Source organism: Streptococcus infantis ATCC 700779, assembly GCF_000187465.1.
Classification (GTDB): Bacteria; Bacillota; Bacilli; order Lactobacillales; family Streptococcaceae; genus Streptococcus; species Streptococcus infantis.
Window position 1 is genome coordinate 1,503,696 of sequence record NZ_GL732439.1, and the last position, 18,822, is coordinate 1,522,517.

The following is an 18,822-nucleotide window of genomic DNA, read 5'->3' on the forward strand; positions in this document are numbered from 1 at the left end:
AGGGTTCTTGTTTTGAACGCTTTATGACAATAGAATGATGTATTTGTAAGAATGAGGAGGTTTATGAAAGAAAAAGGATTTTGGGAGGGGGCACAGGCTGCAGTGCCGACCGCTTTAGGCTATGTCAGCATCGGACTTGCTTGTGGGATTATTGGGGCTCCATATGTAACCCCTGTAGAGATGGGCTTGATGAGTCTCTTTGTTTATGCTGGAAGTGCCCAGTTTGCCATGCTGGCCTTAATTGCAGTCCAAGCGCCTGTGGCTGCTATTGCCATGACGGTCTTTTTGATCAATCTACGGCTCTTTTTATTGAGTTTACATGCATCGACCTATTTCCGTCATACTAGTCTCTGGCATAATATCGGAATGTCTAGCCTCTTGACGGATGAGACATACGGGGTCTTGATGGGCGAGCTGGTTCATAGGGACAAGGTCAATCCAATGTGGATGCACGGGAACAACCTTAACAGCTATCTAGTTTGGTTTGTCGGGACTGTTTTCGGGACTGCTCTAGGTGGACTTTTGCCAAATCCGGAAGTTATTGGTCTAGATTTTGCCTTAGTGGGGATGTTTATCGGGATTTTTGCTTCCCAGTTTCAAATTATGCAAAAACGGATTCCCTTGCGCAACCTCTTCATCATTTTAGGAGTTGTTGCCCTTTCCTTCTTTATACTTTTGACAGTGGTGTCCCAGTCACTAGCTGTTCTGTTTGCAACCTTGCTAGGTTGTACGATGGGAGTGATTTTGGATGGCCAGTAAGTATATTTTAATAGCAATTATCTTCTCTGGCTTGGTAACTTGGATTCCGAGAATGATTCCTTTCATCCTTGCTAAGTACAAAGGATTGCCAGCAATCGTAGAGCGTTTTTTGAAATTCCTACCAGTCTCTATTATCTTTTCCTTGATTCTTTCAAGTGTGGTGACAGGAAAAATCGGAAGCTTCCCACAGATAAAATGGTTAGACTTTTTAGCAGTCTTTCCAACAGCCTTTGTCGCCTTTCGCTACCGCAATCTGGTGGGGACGGTTATCTTTGGAGTGGTCTTGATAGCAGTCCTACGCTTGGTTTTTTAATCAGCCATAAAGAAAACCTATGGCAAATATAGAAATCATATAATGGCGCAATTACTTTTTTTCTGTTAAGATAAGACTGTATCTTATTTTGGAGGAAATATCATGAAAAAAATCGTTAAATATTCATCACTTGCTGCCCTAGGGCTTGTTGCCGCAGGTGTATTAGCAGCTTGCTCAGGTGGTGAGAAGAAAGATGCTGCATCTGGTGAAGCAACATCTGGTAAGAAAGAAATCGTTGTAGCAACTAATGGATCACCAAAACCATTTATCTATGAAGAAAATGGTGAATTGACAGGTTACGAGATTGAACTTGTTCGTGCTATCTTTAAAGACTCAGACAAGTATACTGTCAAGTTTGAAAAGACAGAGTGGTCAGGGATTTTCCCAGGACTTGATAGCGATCGTTACCAAATGGCCGTTAATAACCTTAGTTATACCAAAGAACGTGCAGAGAAATACCTCTACGCAGCGCCAACTGCTAAAAACCCTAACGTTCTTGTTGTGAAGAAGGACGACACTAGCATCAAGTCTCTTGATGATATCGGTGGAAAATCTACTGAAGTCGTTCAAGGAACAACCTCAGCTAAACAATTGGAAGCATACAACACAGAACATGCGGACAATCCAACTATCCTTAATTATACTAAGGCAGATTTCCAACAAATCATGTCTCGTTTGAGCGATGGACAATTTGACTATAAGATTTTTGACAAGATCGGTGTAGAGACAGTTATCAAAAACCAAGGTTTGGATAATTTGAAAGTCATCGAACTCCCAAGTGACCAACAACCTTATGTTTACCCACTTCTTGCCAAAGGTCAAGATGAGTTGAAGGCTTTTGTGGACAAACGAATCCAAGAACTCTATAAAGATGGAACGCTTGAAAAACTATCTCAACAGTTCTTTGGTGGCTCTTACCTGCCAGCAGAAGCTGATATTAAATAGTTAAAAATTACCTCTGTTAGTGACAGGGGTATTTTTTATGTAAGCACATTCAAAAAAGCGACTGGATTACCTCATATTCTTTGACAGAAGGCGTTTACATAGATTATAATAGTATATAATACCTTTAAAGGAGATTGTCATGAAATACAAAAAGTTTCTATCCTCATTTACATTAGCGACTGCTTTGTTAGCAGCAAGTGCGATAAATCAGGAAGTTCAAGCTAATGAAAAGCCTGTAGATGGTAAGGAAAAAGCTGTTGCACAGTCATCATCTGAAAAACAGATTACAGATGCGCAAAAGGAAGTTAAGAAAGACCAAGCCTCTGTAGATGAAAAAGCTTCAAAAGAAGCGGAGGCTAAAAAGGACTTAGCCAAGGCTGATAAAAAAGTTGCTGAGACAAAAGAAGCTATCAATATCGCTAAAAATGCTGATGCTATCATCGAAGAAGAATCAAAAGTAGCATCTGAGAAGAGCGCTGAAAAAACAGAAGCTGACAAAGCTTTGGCAAATGCAGAATCTACAGCAACAGCAGCTAAATCTTCAGAAACTGCAGCTAAAGAAGCTAGCCAATCTGCCAATGAAAAGCGTGATGCTAAAGCGGCAGAGGTAAAAGCTAAACAAGCTGAACTAGATGGTATGACTGATGAAAGTCTTAAAAATCAAATCTCTAATGCAGAAAACGAGGTTAAAAAAGCCGATCAGTCTCTTCAAGAACAGACTAAAGCAGCAAGTGAAGTAGCGAATAAGATAGCAGATAAACAAAAGGAACTTGACAATTACAAGCCAACAGTTTTGAAAAAAGTCTTGAATCCAGAAGAACAAGGTCGTAAAGCTCCAGCATCTGAGGATGGTTATGACTATAACAAGCAATATCGTCCTAAAGACGCCTCAGGTAATCCTTTGATGGAGAATGTTGCCTTCCAAGGTGTTCGTGAAGTTGAGGTAGAAGCAACTGAAGAAATGAAGCGCTTCACTAAGGCTTTAGCTGATTATAATGCAAATCCATCCAAATATAAAACAAGACCAGTCTTTAAGTTTGTTGTGGATAATCGCAAATTGACAGAAGCTTTCATTGAGGTAGCAAATGAACTCCGTCGCGCTAATGGTGTTACACAAGATTTAGCTCTAGATGAAGCCTACATCAAACATGCAGAAGAACGTTCAAATGAAATGGCTACCACTGGAGTTTTAAGCCATGATACCAAGTTCTCACACCCAGATGGAGAAGGTGTTCGTGTAGAAAATATTGGAATGAAAGATCTAATTCCTGGATCCGATGGTGGACCAAACTTTGTGGAAGTTAAAAATGGTCAAACGATTTATAATTACGATAAGATTATGAGTTATAAACAGTTTGCTTATGAATCCCTTTTAGCTTGGTATGCAGACTTTAATAATATAAAAGGAATCGACTATGGACACCGCAGAGCCCTTCTTACACCGGTTGGAGGGAAAGTAGGAGTTGCCCAAGGAACGATTGAAGGAAAAAACCCTAATAACATTTATTATACATATACAAGTAATGCCTATTCACCTGAAACAGTGGAGGAATACAGATCTAATTTCCATGCCTTTAAAGAAGATGATCCTTTGCATCCAACCTTCTATGGCAAACGTATGAAGTTCTTGCCTGAGCATCACTTTGTATACGTTGAAAAAACAGTTATTGATAAATCTGCTGACATTAAGGCTGAACTTGCGTCATTGAAAAAAGAAAAAGCTGATAAAGATGCTAAAAAAGTAGCTGCTGAAAATAAAAAAGCTGATTTGTTGGCATCTTTGGATAAATTAAATAAACAAGCCAATAATTTAGTAAGTTCTCGTGAACAAGTTAAAAAGGACCTGGAACAAGCGAAATCTGATTTGGCAACCTTGACTGCAGATGCGAAAGCAAAAGCTGACTTAGTTGCTACAAAATCACAAGAAGCAACTAAAGCAAGTCAAAATCTAAAAGCCTTGCAAGTCAAGGTAGCAGAATTGGCTACAGCTATTAAAAATGCAGAAGAAAAACGCGATAAAGCAAAAGCCTTGAAAGGTCAAGCATCAAACTTGGAAACAACCTTGAAGCAAGCAGAAACTGATAAAGCAAATGCACAGAAAGTTAGTGATCAAGCAGAAGCTGAATTGAAATTGGCTCAAACAGCTCTTGCAGAAGCTAAAGCAAAGCTACAAGCTTTATTAGATGTACTTGAAGCAGAAAATATGCTGAAAGTGGCAGAAAAAGACGGAATGATTATTGGGCTACCAAAAAATGCACCAATTCAAGACCCACTTCCAGAATTTGATCTTCGTAAACTTGCTGATAAACCTCAAGGTGCAGAAGCTAATAAACCTGGAGAAAAAGCTTCTACTAAAGCATTGCCAAATACAGGAACAAACTCAGGTGTAGATGGACAAACGACTCTGTTCGGAGTTTACGGTTTACTTGCGAGTATCGGCTTAGCAGGCATCGTAACACGACGCAGAAGACAAGGTGAATAAATCTTAAAAGCTATCTAGCAATCAGCTAGATGGCTTTTTTGTAGAATGATAGATCCGAAGATAGGTCTAATATCAGCTTAATATGTATAGTTTCAAACTATATGCCTGCCTATCTAATAACAATTTGCGAAATCAAATAAAGTATGAGATACTATTACGGTATTATTTTTAAAGGAGAAAGAATCATGAAAATCAAAAAATGGTTAGGTGTAGCAGCGATTGCTACAGTAGCAGGCCTTACACTTGCAGCTTGCGGAAATTCAAACAAGAAAGCGGACAATACAACTACAGTTAAAATCGCAACTGTAAACCGTAGCGGTTCAGAAGAAGCACGTTGGGATAAAATCCAAGAACTAGTTGAAAAAGACGGAATTAAACTGGAATTTACAGAGTTTACAGACTACTCACAACCAAACAAAGCAACTGCTGATGGTGAAGTAGACTTGAACGCTTTCCAACACTACAACTTCTTGAACAACTGGAACAAAGAAAACGGTAAAGATCTTGTAGCGATTGCAGATACTTACATCTCACCAATCCGTCTTTACTCAGGTTTAAACGGAAGTGAAAACAAGTATACTAAAGTGGAAGAAATCCCAGATAAGGGTGAAATCGCAGTACCTAACGATGCTACAAACGAAAGCCGTGCCCTTTACCTTCTTCAATCAGCTGGTTTGATTAAGTTGGATGTTTCAGGAACTGCACTTGCGACAATCGCAAACATCACAGAAAATCCAAAGAACTTGAAAATCACTGAATTGGACGCTAGCCAAACAGCTCGTTCATTGTCATCAGTTGATGCAGCTGTTGTAAACAACACTTTTGTTACAGAAGCAAAATTGGACTACAAGAAAGCACTCTTTAAAGAGCAAGCTGACGAAAACTCAAAACAATGGTATAACATCATCGTTGCGAAAAAAGATTGGGAATCATCACCTAAAGCTGATGCAATCAAGAAAATTATCGCAGCTTACCACACTGACGAAGTGAAAAAAGTCATCGAAGAAACTTCAGACGGCTTGGATCAACCAGTTTGGTAATAAACACAGGGAGGTGGGAGAGATTTTTTCCACCTCTTGCTTTTATATAGAGCCTAAAACAAATGAAATCCACTTGTATTGATTCTAAAGGTACAAGTCCTAGTAGAAAGGTAGAGAGAAAATGGTTTTCCCTAGCCAAGAAGAACAAATTGAAAAGTTTGAAAAGGATCATGTAGCGCAACATTATTTTGAAGTTTTGCGTACCTTGATTTCTAAAAAATCAGTCTTTGCCCAACAAGTCGGCCTGAAAGAGGTGGCTCGTTATCTAGGTGAGATTTTTAAACGTGTTGGTGCAGAAGTTGAGATTGACGAGAGCTATACGGCGCCTTTTGTCATGGCACATTTCAAAAGTTCACGACCAAATGCCAAGACTATCATTTTCTACAACCACTATGACACAGTACCAGCAGATGGTGATCAAGTTTGGACCGAGGATCCTTTTACACTCTCTGTGCGTGATGGCATTATGTATGGACGCGGGGTTGATGATGACAAGGGGCATATCACTGCTCGCTTGAGTGCTCTGAGAAAATACATGCAACATCACGATGATCTTCCGGTCAATATCAGCTTCATCATGGAAGGAGCTGAAGAGTCTGCCTCTATGGACTTGGACAAATATCTAGAAAAACATGCGGACAAGCTCCGAGGTGCAGATTTATTAGTCTGGGAACAAGGAACAAAGAATGCCTTAGAACAGTTAGAAATCTCTGGTGGAAACAAGGGAATTGTGACCTTTGATGCCAAGGTCAAGAGTGCAGACGTCGATATCCATTCTAGCTATGGTGGAGTCATCGAATCAGCTCCATGGTATCTCATTCAAGCTTTGACTAGTCTTCGCGCTGCCGACGGCCGTATCTTGGTAGAAGGTTTGTACGATGATGTGCAGGAACCAAACGAACGAGAGTTGGCCTTGGTTGAAACTTATGCCCAACGCAATCCAGAGGAAATCAGCCAGATTTATGGCTTGGAATTGCCACTTTTACAAGAGGAACGTACAGCCTTTCTAAAACGTTTCTTTTTTGAGCCAGCGCTCAATATTGAAGGAATTCAGTCAGGCTATCAAGGTCAAGGAGTTAAAACGATTCTACCAGCAGAAGCTAGCGCTAAGCTAGAAGTCCGCTTGGTTCCTGGCTTAGAACCACATGATGTTTTAGAGAAAATTCGGAAACAACTAGACAAAAATGGCTTTGATAAGGTAGAATTGTACTATACTTTGGGTGAGATGAGCTATCGAAGTGACATGAGTGCGCCGGCCATTCTCAATGTCATTGAGCTGGCCAAGAAATTCTATCCACAGGGCGTATCTGTCTTGCCAACAACAGCTGGTACAGGTCCTATGCATACGGTATTTGATGCCTTAGAAGTACCTATGGTTGCCTTTGGTCTAGGAAATGCCAATAGCCGAGACCACGGTGGAGATGAAAATGTGCGAATCGCCGATTATTACACCCATATTGAATTAGTAGAGGAGCTGATTAGAAGTTATGAGTAGAGACATTATCAAATTAGACCAGATTGATGTGATTTTTCATCAAAAGAAAAGAACCATCACAGCGGTCAAGGATGTGACCATTCACATTCAAGAAGGGGATATTTACGGGATTGTAGGATATTCTGGAGCAGGGAAATCAACCCTTGTTCGTGTTATTAACCTTTTACAAAAACCATCTGCAGGTCGAATTACTGTAGATGATGATGTGATTTTTGATGGGAAAGAAACCTTAACTGCCGGGCAATTACGTCGTAAGCGTCAAGATATTGGGATGATTTTCCAACACTTTAACCTTATGAGTCAAAAGACAGCAGAGGAAAATGTAGCCTTTGCCCTCAAACACTCTGGACTTAGTGAGAAAGATAAGAAGGCTAAAGTAGCTAAGTTGTTGGACTTGGTTGGCTTGGCAGATCGTGCTGAAAACTACCCTTCACAACTATCTGGAGGACAAAAACAGCGTGTGGCTATTGCGCGTGCCTTGGCCAATGATCCAAAAATCTTGATTTCGGATGAGTCGACTTCAGCTCTTGACCCTAAGACGACTAAACAAATCTTGTCACTCTTGCAAGAATTGAACCGTAAACTAGGTTTGACCATTGTCTTAATTACACATGAGATGCAAATTGTCAAAGACATTGCTAATCGTGTAGCAGTCATGCAGGATGGCCGCTTGATTGAAGAAGGTAGCGTTCTTGAAATCTTCTCAGATCCTAAGCAACCATTGACCCAGGACTTTATCTCAACGGCTACTGGTATTGATGAAGCTATGGTCAAGATTGAAAAGCAAGAAATCGTGGAGCACTTATCTGAAAATAGCATTTTGGTACAACTCAAGTATGCAGGAGCTTCTACAGATGAGCCACTTTTGAATGAATTATACAAACACTACCAAGTAACAGCCAATATTCTCTATGGAAACATTGAAATTTTGGATGGCACTCCTGTAGGTGAGCTTGTGGTTGTTTTGTCTGGAGAAAAAGAAGCACTGGCAAAAGCTCAAGAGGCTATCCGTCAGGCTGGTGTGCAACTAAAAGTATTGAAGGGGGGACAGTAAGATGGCAGAATTGATTAAAGCATACTTACCAAACGTCTATAAGATGGGTTGGTCTGGTCAAGCTGGCTGGGGGACAGCTATCTACTTGACCCTTTATATGACGGTTTTTTCCTTTATCATTGGAGGTTTCTTAGGACTGGTTGCAGGGCTTTTCCTTGTCTTGACAGCTCCAGGTGGTGTCTTGGAAAATAAAGTTGTTTTCTGGATTTTAGACAAGATCACGTCAATCTTCCGTGCGGTTCCCTTTATCATCCTCTTGGCAGTCTTGTCACCCTTCTCTCATCTAATCGTAGGAACAAGCATTGGTCCAAATGCGGCTATCGTACCGCTATCTTTTGCAGTCTTTGCCTTCTTTGCTCGTCAGGTGCAGGTTGTCTTGGCTGAGCTAGATGGTGGTGTCATTGAGGCAGCGCAAGCCAGCGGAGCGACATTCTGGGATATCGTAGGAGTTTACCTATCAGAAGGACTTCCAGATTTGATCCGCGTGACGACTGTAACCTTGATTTCACTAGTCGGTGAAACAGCTATGGCTGGAGCAGTTGGGGCTGGAGGTATCGGTAACGTAGCGATCGCTTATGGTTTTAACCGTTACAATCACGATGTGACTATTCTTGCGACCCTCATCATTATTTTGATTATCTTTTCTATCCAATTTTTGGGAGATTTCTTGACCAAGAAATTAAGTCATAAATAAAAAAGAGCCAGCTGGCTCTTTTTTTATGATGTTTTATGTGCTAATTTTTTACTAAGTGTTTGTCCAATCAGGGCACCAAGTAGAGCGCCGATGAGAATACTTGTGATAAAGAGGAGGATATTAGCAGGATTCGGTGCAACCATAATGCGATCGATATAGTCCTGAGATTTTCCACGAGCGATTAGAGTTGCGATATAGGCTTGAGGGGTCAACCACATGAGTAGGATGGGACCAGTAGTGCTAAAGGCAAAAACTAGGAAGGAAAGAAGGTTTTTAACCTTATCCTTGTAATGTCCTAGGTGAGCGATGCCATCTGCTGCAAGACCGCAGATAATACCTGGCAGAAAGGCACCAGCTCCATGCTTACTCCCGAGGAAAAAGAGAGAAATCACAAGTCCAATCGTAGTAATCGCTCCAAAACGAGGAACCTTTGCTAAAAGGATCATATAGACGCTACCACCCACAAGAGCAGAAAAGGCAGGGGCGTAAAACATATTTCCAGTGTGGTCGACAAGGTTCCCTAGTAGAACCCCCACTCCGATACAGAGAAAGTAGACAAGGGCAGCAACAAGGGTTGTCAAGATATTCTTTTTCATAAGTTCTCCTTCGTATATCTGATGGTTTTCATTGTATCATGCCTGGCTCAGATTGTAAATGCTGGCCGACATTTGCTATTTATCCGGAAACTAGATGAAAGAGGAATAGACTAAAGCTATTTCTTTACTCCTCCGACTGTTCCAATCCCTTTATTTATGGTAAAATAGGACTATTAAGTTAGAAAGAGGATCCTCTATGAAATTACAAAAACCAAAAGGAACGCAGGATATTTTACCTGCTGAGTCTGCCAAATGGCAGTACGTTGAAGGCTTTGCGCGTGAAATCTTCAAACGCTACAACTACGCAGAAGTGCGTACCCCTATTTTCGAGCACTACGAAGTCATCAGTCGTTCTGTTGGAGATACAACTGATATCGTAACCAAGGAAATGTATGATTTTTACGACAAGGGTGACCGCCATATTACCCTCCGGCCAGAAGGAACTGCTCCAGTCGTCCGTTCTTATGTGGAAAACAAACTCTTCGCACCAGAAGTGCAAAAGCCAAGTAAGTTCTACTACATGGGCCCAATGTTCCGCTATGAGCGTCCACAAGCAGGCCGTTTGCGCCAATTCCACCAGATTGGTGTGGAGTGCTTTGGCTCTAGCAATCCAGCTACCGATGTAGAAACGATCGCTATGGCAGCCCACTTCTTGAAAGCAATCGGTATTCAAGGCGTCAAACTACACCTCAACACTCTTGGCAATCCTGAGAGCCGTGCAGCCTACCGTCAAGCCTTGATTGACTACTTAACACCGCTCAAAGATAGTTTGTCTAAAGATAGCCAACGTCGTTTGGAGGAAAACCCTCTTCGTGTCTTGGACTCGAAAGAAAAAGAAGACAAGGTGGCAGTGGAGAATGCACCATCTATCTTGGATTACCTGGATGCAGAAAGCCAAGCTCACTTTGATGCTGTTCGCCAGATGTTGGAGAATCTCGGAGTAGACTATATCATCGATACTAATATGGTGCGTGGTCTGGACTACTACAACCACACCATTTTCGAGTTCATCACAGAGATTGAGGGCAATGACTTGACAGTCTGTGCAGGTGGTCGCTACGATGGCTTGGTTGCTTACTTCGGTGGTCCTGAAACTGCTGGATTTGGTTTTGGACTTGGTGTAGAGCGTCTTCTTCTAGTCCTTGAAAAACAAGGCGTGGTACTTCCTATCGAAAACGCCCTAGATGTTTATATTGCTGTCCTTGGTGAAGAGGTTAATCTGAAAGCCTTGGAGTTAGTACAAGCATTGCGCCAACAAGGCTTCAAAGCAGAGCGTGATTACCTCAACCGTAAACTCAAAGCTCAGTTTAAGTCAGCTGATGTCTTTGCTGCTAAGACCCTCATTACCCTAGGAGAGAGTGAAGTCGAAAGTGGACAAGTCAAGGTTAAGAACAACCAAACGCGAGAGGAAGTAGAAGTTCCGCTTGAAACTATTAGCAAAAATTTCTCAGAAGTATTTGAAAAATTGGTATAAAAGAACCCAAAAAAGCTAGGAAAAAACTCCTAGCTTTTTTGAATAAAAAGTACTAAAAAGACACAAATTTTAGAAAAAAATCATAAACGAAAAGTATTAGTTGGATAAATAAAAATTTCGGTTAAAATTTATTGACTTTCGCCCTATATCACTGTATTATTGAATAGTATAGAATAAATATTTTGCGCCCTAAAACAGGGAGTCTAAGGATATTTATGCAGAATTCAAATCTTATAAAGAGATGATGGCTAAATGAGAGTTTGGAGAAAAAGAAAATGAATATTAGAAAATCAACAAAATATTCACTATTGACAATTGGGATTTTAACCACTTTCCAATTAGGTCAAGTGCATGTTAAAGCTGATACAACTGATTTCTCAAATAACACAGTTGTTCAAAATCAGGATGGAAAAGCAACTTCATTAAATAAGAACACAAATCAAAAGAGTGAAGCTACTGCTAATGATAAGAAAGAGCCGGTTGCTAATGAGGGAAACCCTGCAGCTTTAACTCCGGAAAACTCTACTTCTACAACGGAAGTGCCAGAAAAGGAAGCAGACAAGTCTCCTGCTGAGAAGGAAGTTACTGAAGAAAAACCAGTAGCAGAACAACCAAAAGCGGAACAACCTGTCCAAGAGCAACCAACAACTGAACAGCCAAAAGCAGAACAGCCTAAGGTAGAAAAACCAGTAGCTGAAACAACACCTGAAGAAGAACTGAAAAAGTTGTCAGAGACACCTCAAGAGGGGGTAACGACTCCTAAAGAGGAACCGAAAGCTCCTAAAGATGAATCAGCAGCTCCTAGAGCTCGTCGTAGAAGAGCAGCAGCTAGTAATACAAACGTATATGAAGATGCAACATACGGTAAGTATGTAAAAGCTACGGACTTCGGACTAGATACAACTGGTAAGGTTGAAGCAAGTGATGCTCTTCAAAAAGCTCTGAAAGCAGCCAATGAGGTTGAGGGTGGAGCTGCCGTAATGGTTTCAGGGAATGTCCTCTTGAAGAAAACCTTGGTTATCGATGAGAACTATGCCAATGTAAAAGGTTTGATTGGTAGTGGTCCAAGTCGTAACAATACAAAAATCGTGTTTAACAAAAAGCAAGATGGAGAGCACGATCCTGAAACAAACTTGACAGATAACCGTTACGAGTCTGCGGTCCTCATTCAAAATCAGAATAACTTTACTGTAGGCCGCTTAACTGTTGAGCACGCCTATGATTCATCAGACTACACTAAGGATAATGAGTTTTACCGTAAAGGAAAATCTTACTTTGGACGTTCAAACGGTATTTACGTAAACGATTCTTCAAATGTTACGATCAATGACGTTCGTGCTATGAAATTCAACAGAGCCGGTGTCTTCTTTAGTTCAAGTAAGGCAACGGCTCAAGAGTATGATGCTAGCGGTAGACCAATCCGTTACAGCAGTATCTCTGAGAAGGTTTCAAATGAAGTCAAGTCTATTGGAGATCCAGATGTTCCTATCATGGACGGTAACAAGGTGACCAACTCTTTCCTTCATAACAACCGTGTTGCTGGTGTTATGTTCGGTTACCAACGTAATTTCGTGGTAGACAATAATATCTTGTCATACAACGGTCATGTGTTGGACGGTGGTACTGGATATGGTGCTGCCTCAATGGCAGGGTCTTATAACGATGGCATTACCTATACTGGAAACTATACAAACTACAACTACCGTAAAGGCTTGGATATTCACGACGGGAATAAGATTCTCATCGAAAATAACGTCTCACTCGGGGATCGTTTGAATGGTATTGAGGTTTATAACCGTGCCAATCCGATGACAGATGTCATTATTCGTAACAACAAGGTAACACAAGATCCAAACTCTAAGTTGGAAAACGATGATGATGATCCAGCTCGTTACCGTGGTTACACAGCCATCTCTATCCTGACAAATGAGAAAAACCATAAATGGACCAAACCTCTTGATAAAGGTCGTTACGTCATTTCAAATAACACCATTGAAGGTTTAACAAAATCATTTGAAAATGGACAACTAGGAACATTTGGTATTCTCTTTAGAAACAACGAAAGTTCAAATGATTATAGTCTAAACATTGAAGGAAACACCATCACTGGTGATTCGACAGACTATATCATCTCTGTCAATAACAATACTGCTCAAGCATCTAGAGGTGTTGAAGGTGGCGGTTCAGGTGACATCACTATTTCAAGAAACAAGATTGAAGTAGATGACATCAAGCAGCTACCGATTTACATCAATGATGATACAACTTATGTAGCAAGTGTTATTGACCGTACTACTGGAAAACGTGTCAACAAGGTTACAAAAGTACCATTTACCAAGACTAGAGGAAGTATCAATATTGACAACAATGAGTTGACTGTATCGAAAATTAAATCAAGATGGAAGAATGCGGTCGCTATTGAAAGCACAAACGCAGCTTCTATTGCTGTCAATAGCAATACCTTTAAGTATAAAGACAATGAGCCGTGGCAACGTTATGATGTTACCCGTAAAACGGACGGTAGAGTTATCAAAGACATAATGCAAGCTTTCTTTGGTATCAACCGTCTAAACGACACTGTTAAAGTAACAGCTACAGACAATAAATTCATCGCCGACACACCAAACAAGAATGGTTTCTTTAGACTATACAATGGTGACTGGGTGAACTTAAATGCCAAGAGTAATAATGTCTTCCTTGGGCGTAACACTCTAGATGGTAAGCCGCTAGCTCCAGTAGATATCGTTGGTGATAAAACGGTTGAAACACTTCGTACAACAACAACAACAGAGTACATCATCGAAACTCGTGAGACAGATGAACTTCCTATCGGATTTAAGGAAACTGTACAAAAAGGTGTACCTGGTAAGAAAGTTAATGTTTATAAGATTACCAAAGTTGGTGATACAATTGTAGGTCGTCAGATTGAATCTGAGGAAGTAATTCAAGAGCCTACGAGAGAAATCGTCTTGATTGGTACAGCGACAGAAACATTTGAAACTGTTACTGAGAAAGAAACGGTTGCATACGAAACAGAAATCAGAACTGACCCAACAAAACCAAAAACTTATCAATTTGAAAATCAAGCTGGTAAGAATGGTTCTGTTGAAAAGACTTATCAAATCAGAAAACTGAATGGTAAGGAAGCCGGTAAGACTTTGACGTCTGAAACAGTGATTGACCAACCAGTCAAACGCATTATCACAGTTGGTAGTGCAGTAGAAAAGGTTGAATACACTACTGAGGTTAAGGATGTTGACTTTGAAACTGTAGTTGAATACGACTACACGAAACCAAAAGGCTACGAAGAAGTCCGTCAAGAAGGTGAAAAAGGTCGCATTGAAAGTCAATATAAACTTACCTACCTCAATGATGAACTCGTTGACCGTACCTTGGTCAATGAAAACACCCTAAAAGAGAAGAAGAACAAGATTGTTGTTAAAGGTCTAGGTGTGGTTGTATCAATCAGATCCGTAGTTGTTGTCGAAGAAAAAGACTTCAACAAGGTTATCGAAAAAGATGAAACCCAACCAGAAGGCTACAGCAAGATTACTCAGGTCGGCTCACCAGGTACCATTACAACAACCTATGAGGTTACCTATGAGGGCGATGTAGAAGTTGCTCGTAAAGAAATCTCAAAAGTTGAGGATCCAAAAGCTGTAGACGAAATCACGGTAATCGGTACTTCTAAGATGACAGAACGTACATTGGATGAACAAGTTGACGTTCCATTCAAGACGATTTATGTCTCAGACAATACACTTCCAGCAGGAGAAAGTGTTGTCGATGAAGAAGGAACTCCAGGACAAATTATCCGTACTTTCTTGGTAAGCTATCGAAATGGTAAAGAAATCGGTCGTACCATCGTTTCTGAACATAAGATTACAGATGCAGTCAACCGTGTCGTTCGTGTCGGAAATGCGACACCTATCGTGGAAACAACTGAGCTTGTAGATGAGACAGAGTCAATCGATTACAATACTCTCAAAGAATTTTCAGATCAGCTTCCTGCAGGGACAACTAAGGTTATCCAGGCAGGTAAGAAAGGCCAGAAAACAAATCGTTACTCTGTAACGAAAGTGAATGGAGAAGAGACATCTCGTACATTTGTAGAATCTAACATCACTACAGAGCCAGTAGATGAGATCATCCAAGTTGGAACTCGTATCAAAGAAATTAGAGAAGCAACCGAGACAAGTCCAATTCCATTTACTATTAAGGTTCGTAAAGACACCACGAAGCCAATCGGCTACCGAGTGACTGAGGTAGAAGGTCAAGACGGTGAAAAGTCAGACCTCTATAAAGTAACCTACATCAGTGGTACCGAAACCAAACGGGAACATTTGAAGACAACAGTCGTTAGAGAAGCTATTAACAAGGTGATTGTCGAAGGTGCTGGAGTAGAACGTGCTCTCTTTGAAATTCAAGAAGATAAGATTACAAGCTCAACTGAGTATCGAAATGATGATACTCTTCCAGAAGGTGAAACAAAAGTTGAACAGGTTGGCGAAGAAGGCCTCCTTCGTAAGACGATTGAAAAACGATACTTCAATGATGAATTGCGTTCTACGAAATTAGTAGACAGCAAACTAATCAAAGAAGCAACTCCAACGATCATCTTGGTAGGTACAAAACATGTACCAACCATCAAGGTAGAACAAGACACTCAGACTGAGAAGATTGCCTATAAGACTCAAAAAATCGAAGATCCAAACCTACCAAAAGGTGAAACTAAGGTCGTTCAAGTAGGAAGAATTGGTCTCATTGAGAAAGTCTACCAACTAACCTACAAAGACGGAGTCTTGATTAAGACAGACTTGATTAGTAGCAAGGAAGTTCAAAAAGTCCAAGATGAGATTATCCATATCGGTACGCAAGTCACTGAGATCAAGGAAATCAACACAACAAGTCCAATTCCGTACAATGTTATTATTCGTAAGGATAAGACTAAGCCAGTTGGATACAGCTTTGTTGAAGTAGAGGGCCAAGAGGGAACTCAAACAGACTACTATCAAGTAACTTACGTCAATGGTAAGGAAGCCAAGCGTGAGCACCTCAGAACTGTCATTACAACTCAACCTGTCAATAAAGTCCTAGTCGAAGGTTCTGGAATTGAGCGTACAATCTTCGAAATTCAAGAAGAAAGAATCACAAGTTCAACTGAATATCGTAACGACGATACTCTTCCAGAAGGTGAAACAAAGGTTATTCAAGAAGGTCAAGATGGACTCATCCATAAGACAATCGAGAAACAGTACTTCAATGATGAAGAACGTTCTTCAAAACTAATCGAAAGTAAAGTTGTCAGAGAAGCAATTCCGACCATCATTTTAGTTGGGACAAAACATGTTCCAAATGTTAAAGTGAAGCAGGAAACGCGAACTGAAGAGACTAACTTTAGAACAGTTACCGTTATTGATGAAAACATGCCAAAGGGTGAACGTAAACTTGTTCAAGAAGGTCGTGCTGGTTTAGTAGAAAAAATTTATCAGCTTACTTATAAAGATGGCATCTTAGTCAAGACGGACTTGATTAGCGTCAAAGAGTTGCGTCCAGCCCTTGAGCAGATTATCCATATCGGTTCTCAAGTTACTGAAACCAAAGAGATCAGCTTAACCAGTGCGATTCCTTACAACACCATCGTTCGTGAGGACAAGACTAAGCCTGTCAGCTACCGTCTGGTCGAAGTAGAAGGCCAAGAAGGAACTCAAACAGACTACTATAAAGCAACCTATGTCAATGGTAAAGAAACTCAACGTGAGTATCTAAGAACTGTTATCACGACTCAACCTGTCAACCAAGTTCTTGTGGTAGGTGCTGGAGTTGAGCGTACAGTCTTGGTGACTGAGGATGAAGTCATTAGTCATCAAACAGAATATCGCAATGATGATAGCTTGCCAGAAGGTGAAACTAGAGTCTTACAAGAAGGTCAAGATGGACTAATTCACAGAACGTTTGAGAAATACTACTTCAATGACGAAGAGCGTTCTTCTACATTGGTAGATACCACGGTTATCAGAAAAGCAGTGGCTCGTGTAATCTTAGTTGGAACAAAACGAATTCCTACTATTACAACAGAGGAACTCATCCAAGTAGAAGAAGTAGCCTTTGAAAAACAAACAGTTGAAAATGCAGAGCTAGCAAAAGGAACTGTGAATATTTTACAAGAAGGCAAGGCAGGTAGACGACAAGATGTGTATCGCTTGACTCTTGAGGACGGAGTTGTGATCAAGAAAGAATTGATTCGCTCAGAAATCCTAGAAGAACCACAAGCAGAGATCACTGAGATCGGAACCAAGCAAGTTTCTTCTATAATTATAGAAGAAAACATCCAAGTAGAAGAGATTGACTTTGAAAAACAAATAGTTGAAAATCCTAAGTTTGCTAAAGGTACACAAATTCTTCTACAAAAAGGTAAACCAGGAAAACGTCAATATATGTATCGTTTGACTTTGCAGAATGGAGTTGTGATTAAGAAAGAATTGATTCGCTCAGAAATCCTAGAAGAACCACAAGCAGAGATTATTGAAATAGGGACACTGGTTGAACAATCAAAACAAGAACCATCAACACCAGCTGAAATCATTCCGACAGTTCCATCTCCTAAACCGGAGGAGACGAAGCCATTGGCAGTTTCAGCTCAAGAACCTCAAACAGTTGAAGCACCAGTTGTCCAAGACCAGCTCTTACCAGAGACTGGAGAGCAATCAAACTGGTGGATCAGCCTACTTGGAATGTTGATGATGTTCTTAACTTTGGTCGGCATTCGCGAGAAAAAAGATGACCATAGAAGATGAAATTTGTCGAAAAGAGACAATATAAAACAAAAATCAGAATATTTCTAGCAAAAAAAACAAAAATCTTTTAAAAACCCCTTTAAAAGACTTGTAAAAGGAACTAAAAAATGCTATGATATATCAGATTAAATAAAAGGAGTTTATGTGATGAAGATTTCACAAAAGAGCGTAACACGCATCTTGGCGTTTGTAAGTATCTTTGTTCTTTCATTGACAACATTGACGACAGTCTTTGGTGCTGAAGTAACAAACTATACTAACAACACTAAAATTACCCTCGATGGTAAAGACATTACTGCTGATACAAAAGTAGGCAGAGGTCAAGCCATGGAAGCTACAAACAGCATTACTTTCCCAGATTCTCAAGCAATCAATGCAGGTGATACACTTGTTCTTGACTTGCCAAAAGAATTGAGCTGGCCTGTTAAGTCTGAATTCCCAATCAAAAACGGATCTGAAATCGTTGGTAATGCAGTTGCTGACCCAGCTACTGGTAAAACAACAGTAACATTCACTGACTATTTCTCTAAAAACCCACAAAACAAGAGAATGTCATTGAAATACGACATCGTTGTAAATGCTGGTAATGTTACTGAGTCTGGTAAAAAGACATTCAAGTATGGTGAGCAAACTTATAATTTGACATATGATCCAGATTCTACTGCGATTGGCCAATACGAGTATAAGTATGGCTACCAAAATCCACAAAATCCTAAACGTATCAAGTGGAAAGTTATCTTGAACGCTGCTCAAGATAAATTGAACAAGATGGTTATCACAGATGAGCTTGCAGATGGACAAGTATTGGTAAAAGGAAGCCTTCGTGCTGTACGTTACGCACGACAACCTAAAGCTATCGAAAGCGAAGAACAACTTACAAAACTTGACCCAACTGACAACTTCACTAAGAAAGCTGAGTATACTACGAACGCTGCAGGTCAAATCACTGGTTTCACTATCAACTTTGGTGACAACTGGAACTGGCCAATGTATATTGAGTACGAAACTGAGTTGACTGAAGCTAAGAAAAAAGGTGATGTAGTTAACAACGTCATCAAGTGGAAAGCTGAAAACTTCCCTAATGAACGTAGCTATCCAGCTAAAACCCTAATCTACACTGCGTCTGGTGAAGGTGAAGGTGAAACTACAACAACTACAACAACTACAACAACT

The 18,822-nt window shown here is 40.4% G+C and carries 12 protein-coding genes; 11 read left to right on the top strand and 1 reads right to left on the bottom strand.

Translation table 11 applies throughout. The features are described 5' to 3' along the window. Positions 1-63 precede the first annotated feature (63 nt). The 8 genes from HMPREF9423_RS09850 (at position 64) to HMPREF9423_RS09885 (ending at position 8,782) form a co-directional block, all read left to right on the top strand. Positions 64-759, top strand: coding sequence for an AzlC family ABC transporter permease (locus HMPREF9423_RS09850; protein WP_006149168.1), 696 nt, complete (start codon positions 64-66; stop codon positions 757-759). Continuing rightward, entirely contained in the window at positions 749-1,072 is a 324-nt protein-coding gene (locus tag HMPREF9423_RS09855; protein WP_006149170.1) for an AzlD domain-containing protein, read from the top strand. The genes HMPREF9423_RS09850 and HMPREF9423_RS09855 overlap by 11 nt, the downstream gene beginning before the upstream one ends. A gap of 102 nt (positions 1,073-1,174) precedes the next feature. Next, positions 1,175-2,017, top strand: a complete 843-nt coding sequence (locus HMPREF9423_RS09860) for an amino acid ABC transporter substrate-binding protein (protein ID WP_006149171.1) — start codon at positions 1,175-1,177, stop codon at positions 2,015-2,017. A gap of 139 nt (positions 2,018-2,156) precedes the next feature. Further along, a complete protein-coding gene (locus tag HMPREF9423_RS09865) occupies positions 2,157-4,499 on the top strand; it encodes a CAP domain-containing protein (protein ID WP_006149173.1) in 2,343 nt (780 codons plus the stop codon). Positions 4,500-4,684: 185 nt separating this feature from the next. Then, positions 4,685-5,539, top strand: a complete 855-nt coding sequence (locus tag HMPREF9423_RS09870; protein WP_006155779.1) for a MetQ/NlpA family ABC transporter substrate-binding protein — start codon at positions 4,685-4,687, stop codon at positions 5,537-5,539. 121 nt (positions 5,540-5,660) lie between these two features. Further along, positions 5,661-7,034, top strand: coding sequence for a M20 family metallopeptidase (locus tag HMPREF9423_RS09875; protein WP_006149176.1), 1,374 nt, complete (start codon positions 5,661-5,663; stop codon positions 7,032-7,034). After that, a complete protein-coding gene (locus HMPREF9423_RS09880; protein WP_006149177.1) occupies positions 7,027-8,088 on the top strand; it encodes a methionine ABC transporter ATP-binding protein in 1,062 nt (353 codons plus the stop codon). Before HMPREF9423_RS09875 ends, HMPREF9423_RS09880 begins: the two co-directional genes overlap by 8 nt. A 1-nt stretch (position 8,089) precedes the next feature. Beyond that, entirely contained in the window at positions 8,090-8,782 is a 693-nt protein-coding gene (locus tag HMPREF9423_RS09885) for a methionine ABC transporter permease (protein WP_006149178.1), read from the top strand. Between the two features lie 23 nt (positions 8,783-8,805). Here HMPREF9423_RS09885 and HMPREF9423_RS09890 read toward each other — a convergent pair whose 3' ends face one another. Then, the gene (locus HMPREF9423_RS09890) at positions 8,806-9,378 is read right to left on the bottom strand and encodes an MptD family putative ECF transporter S component (protein WP_006149179.1); all 573 of its coding nucleotides are present in this window, start codon (positions 9,376-9,378) and stop codon (positions 8,806-8,808) included. Positions 9,379-9,574: 196 nt separating this feature from the next. Between HMPREF9423_RS09890 and hisS the strand changes: the two genes are divergently transcribed. The 3 genes from hisS to HMPREF9423_RS09905 form a co-directional block, all read left to right on the top strand. Next, a complete protein-coding gene (gene hisS, locus HMPREF9423_RS09895; protein WP_006149180.1) occupies positions 9,575-10,852 on the top strand; it encodes a histidine--tRNA ligase in 1,278 nt (425 codons plus the stop codon). Positions 10,853-11,127: 275 nt separating this feature from the next. After that, positions 11,128-17,649, top strand: coding sequence for a G5 domain-containing protein (locus HMPREF9423_RS09900; RefSeq protein ID WP_006149181.1), 6,522 nt, complete (start codon positions 11,128-11,130; stop codon positions 17,647-17,649). Positions 17,650-17,796: 147 nt separating this feature from the next. Further along, the coding region (locus HMPREF9423_RS09905; RefSeq protein ID WP_006149182.1) for a collagen binding domain-containing protein at positions 17,797-18,822 on the top strand (1,026 nt) is incomplete at its 3' end.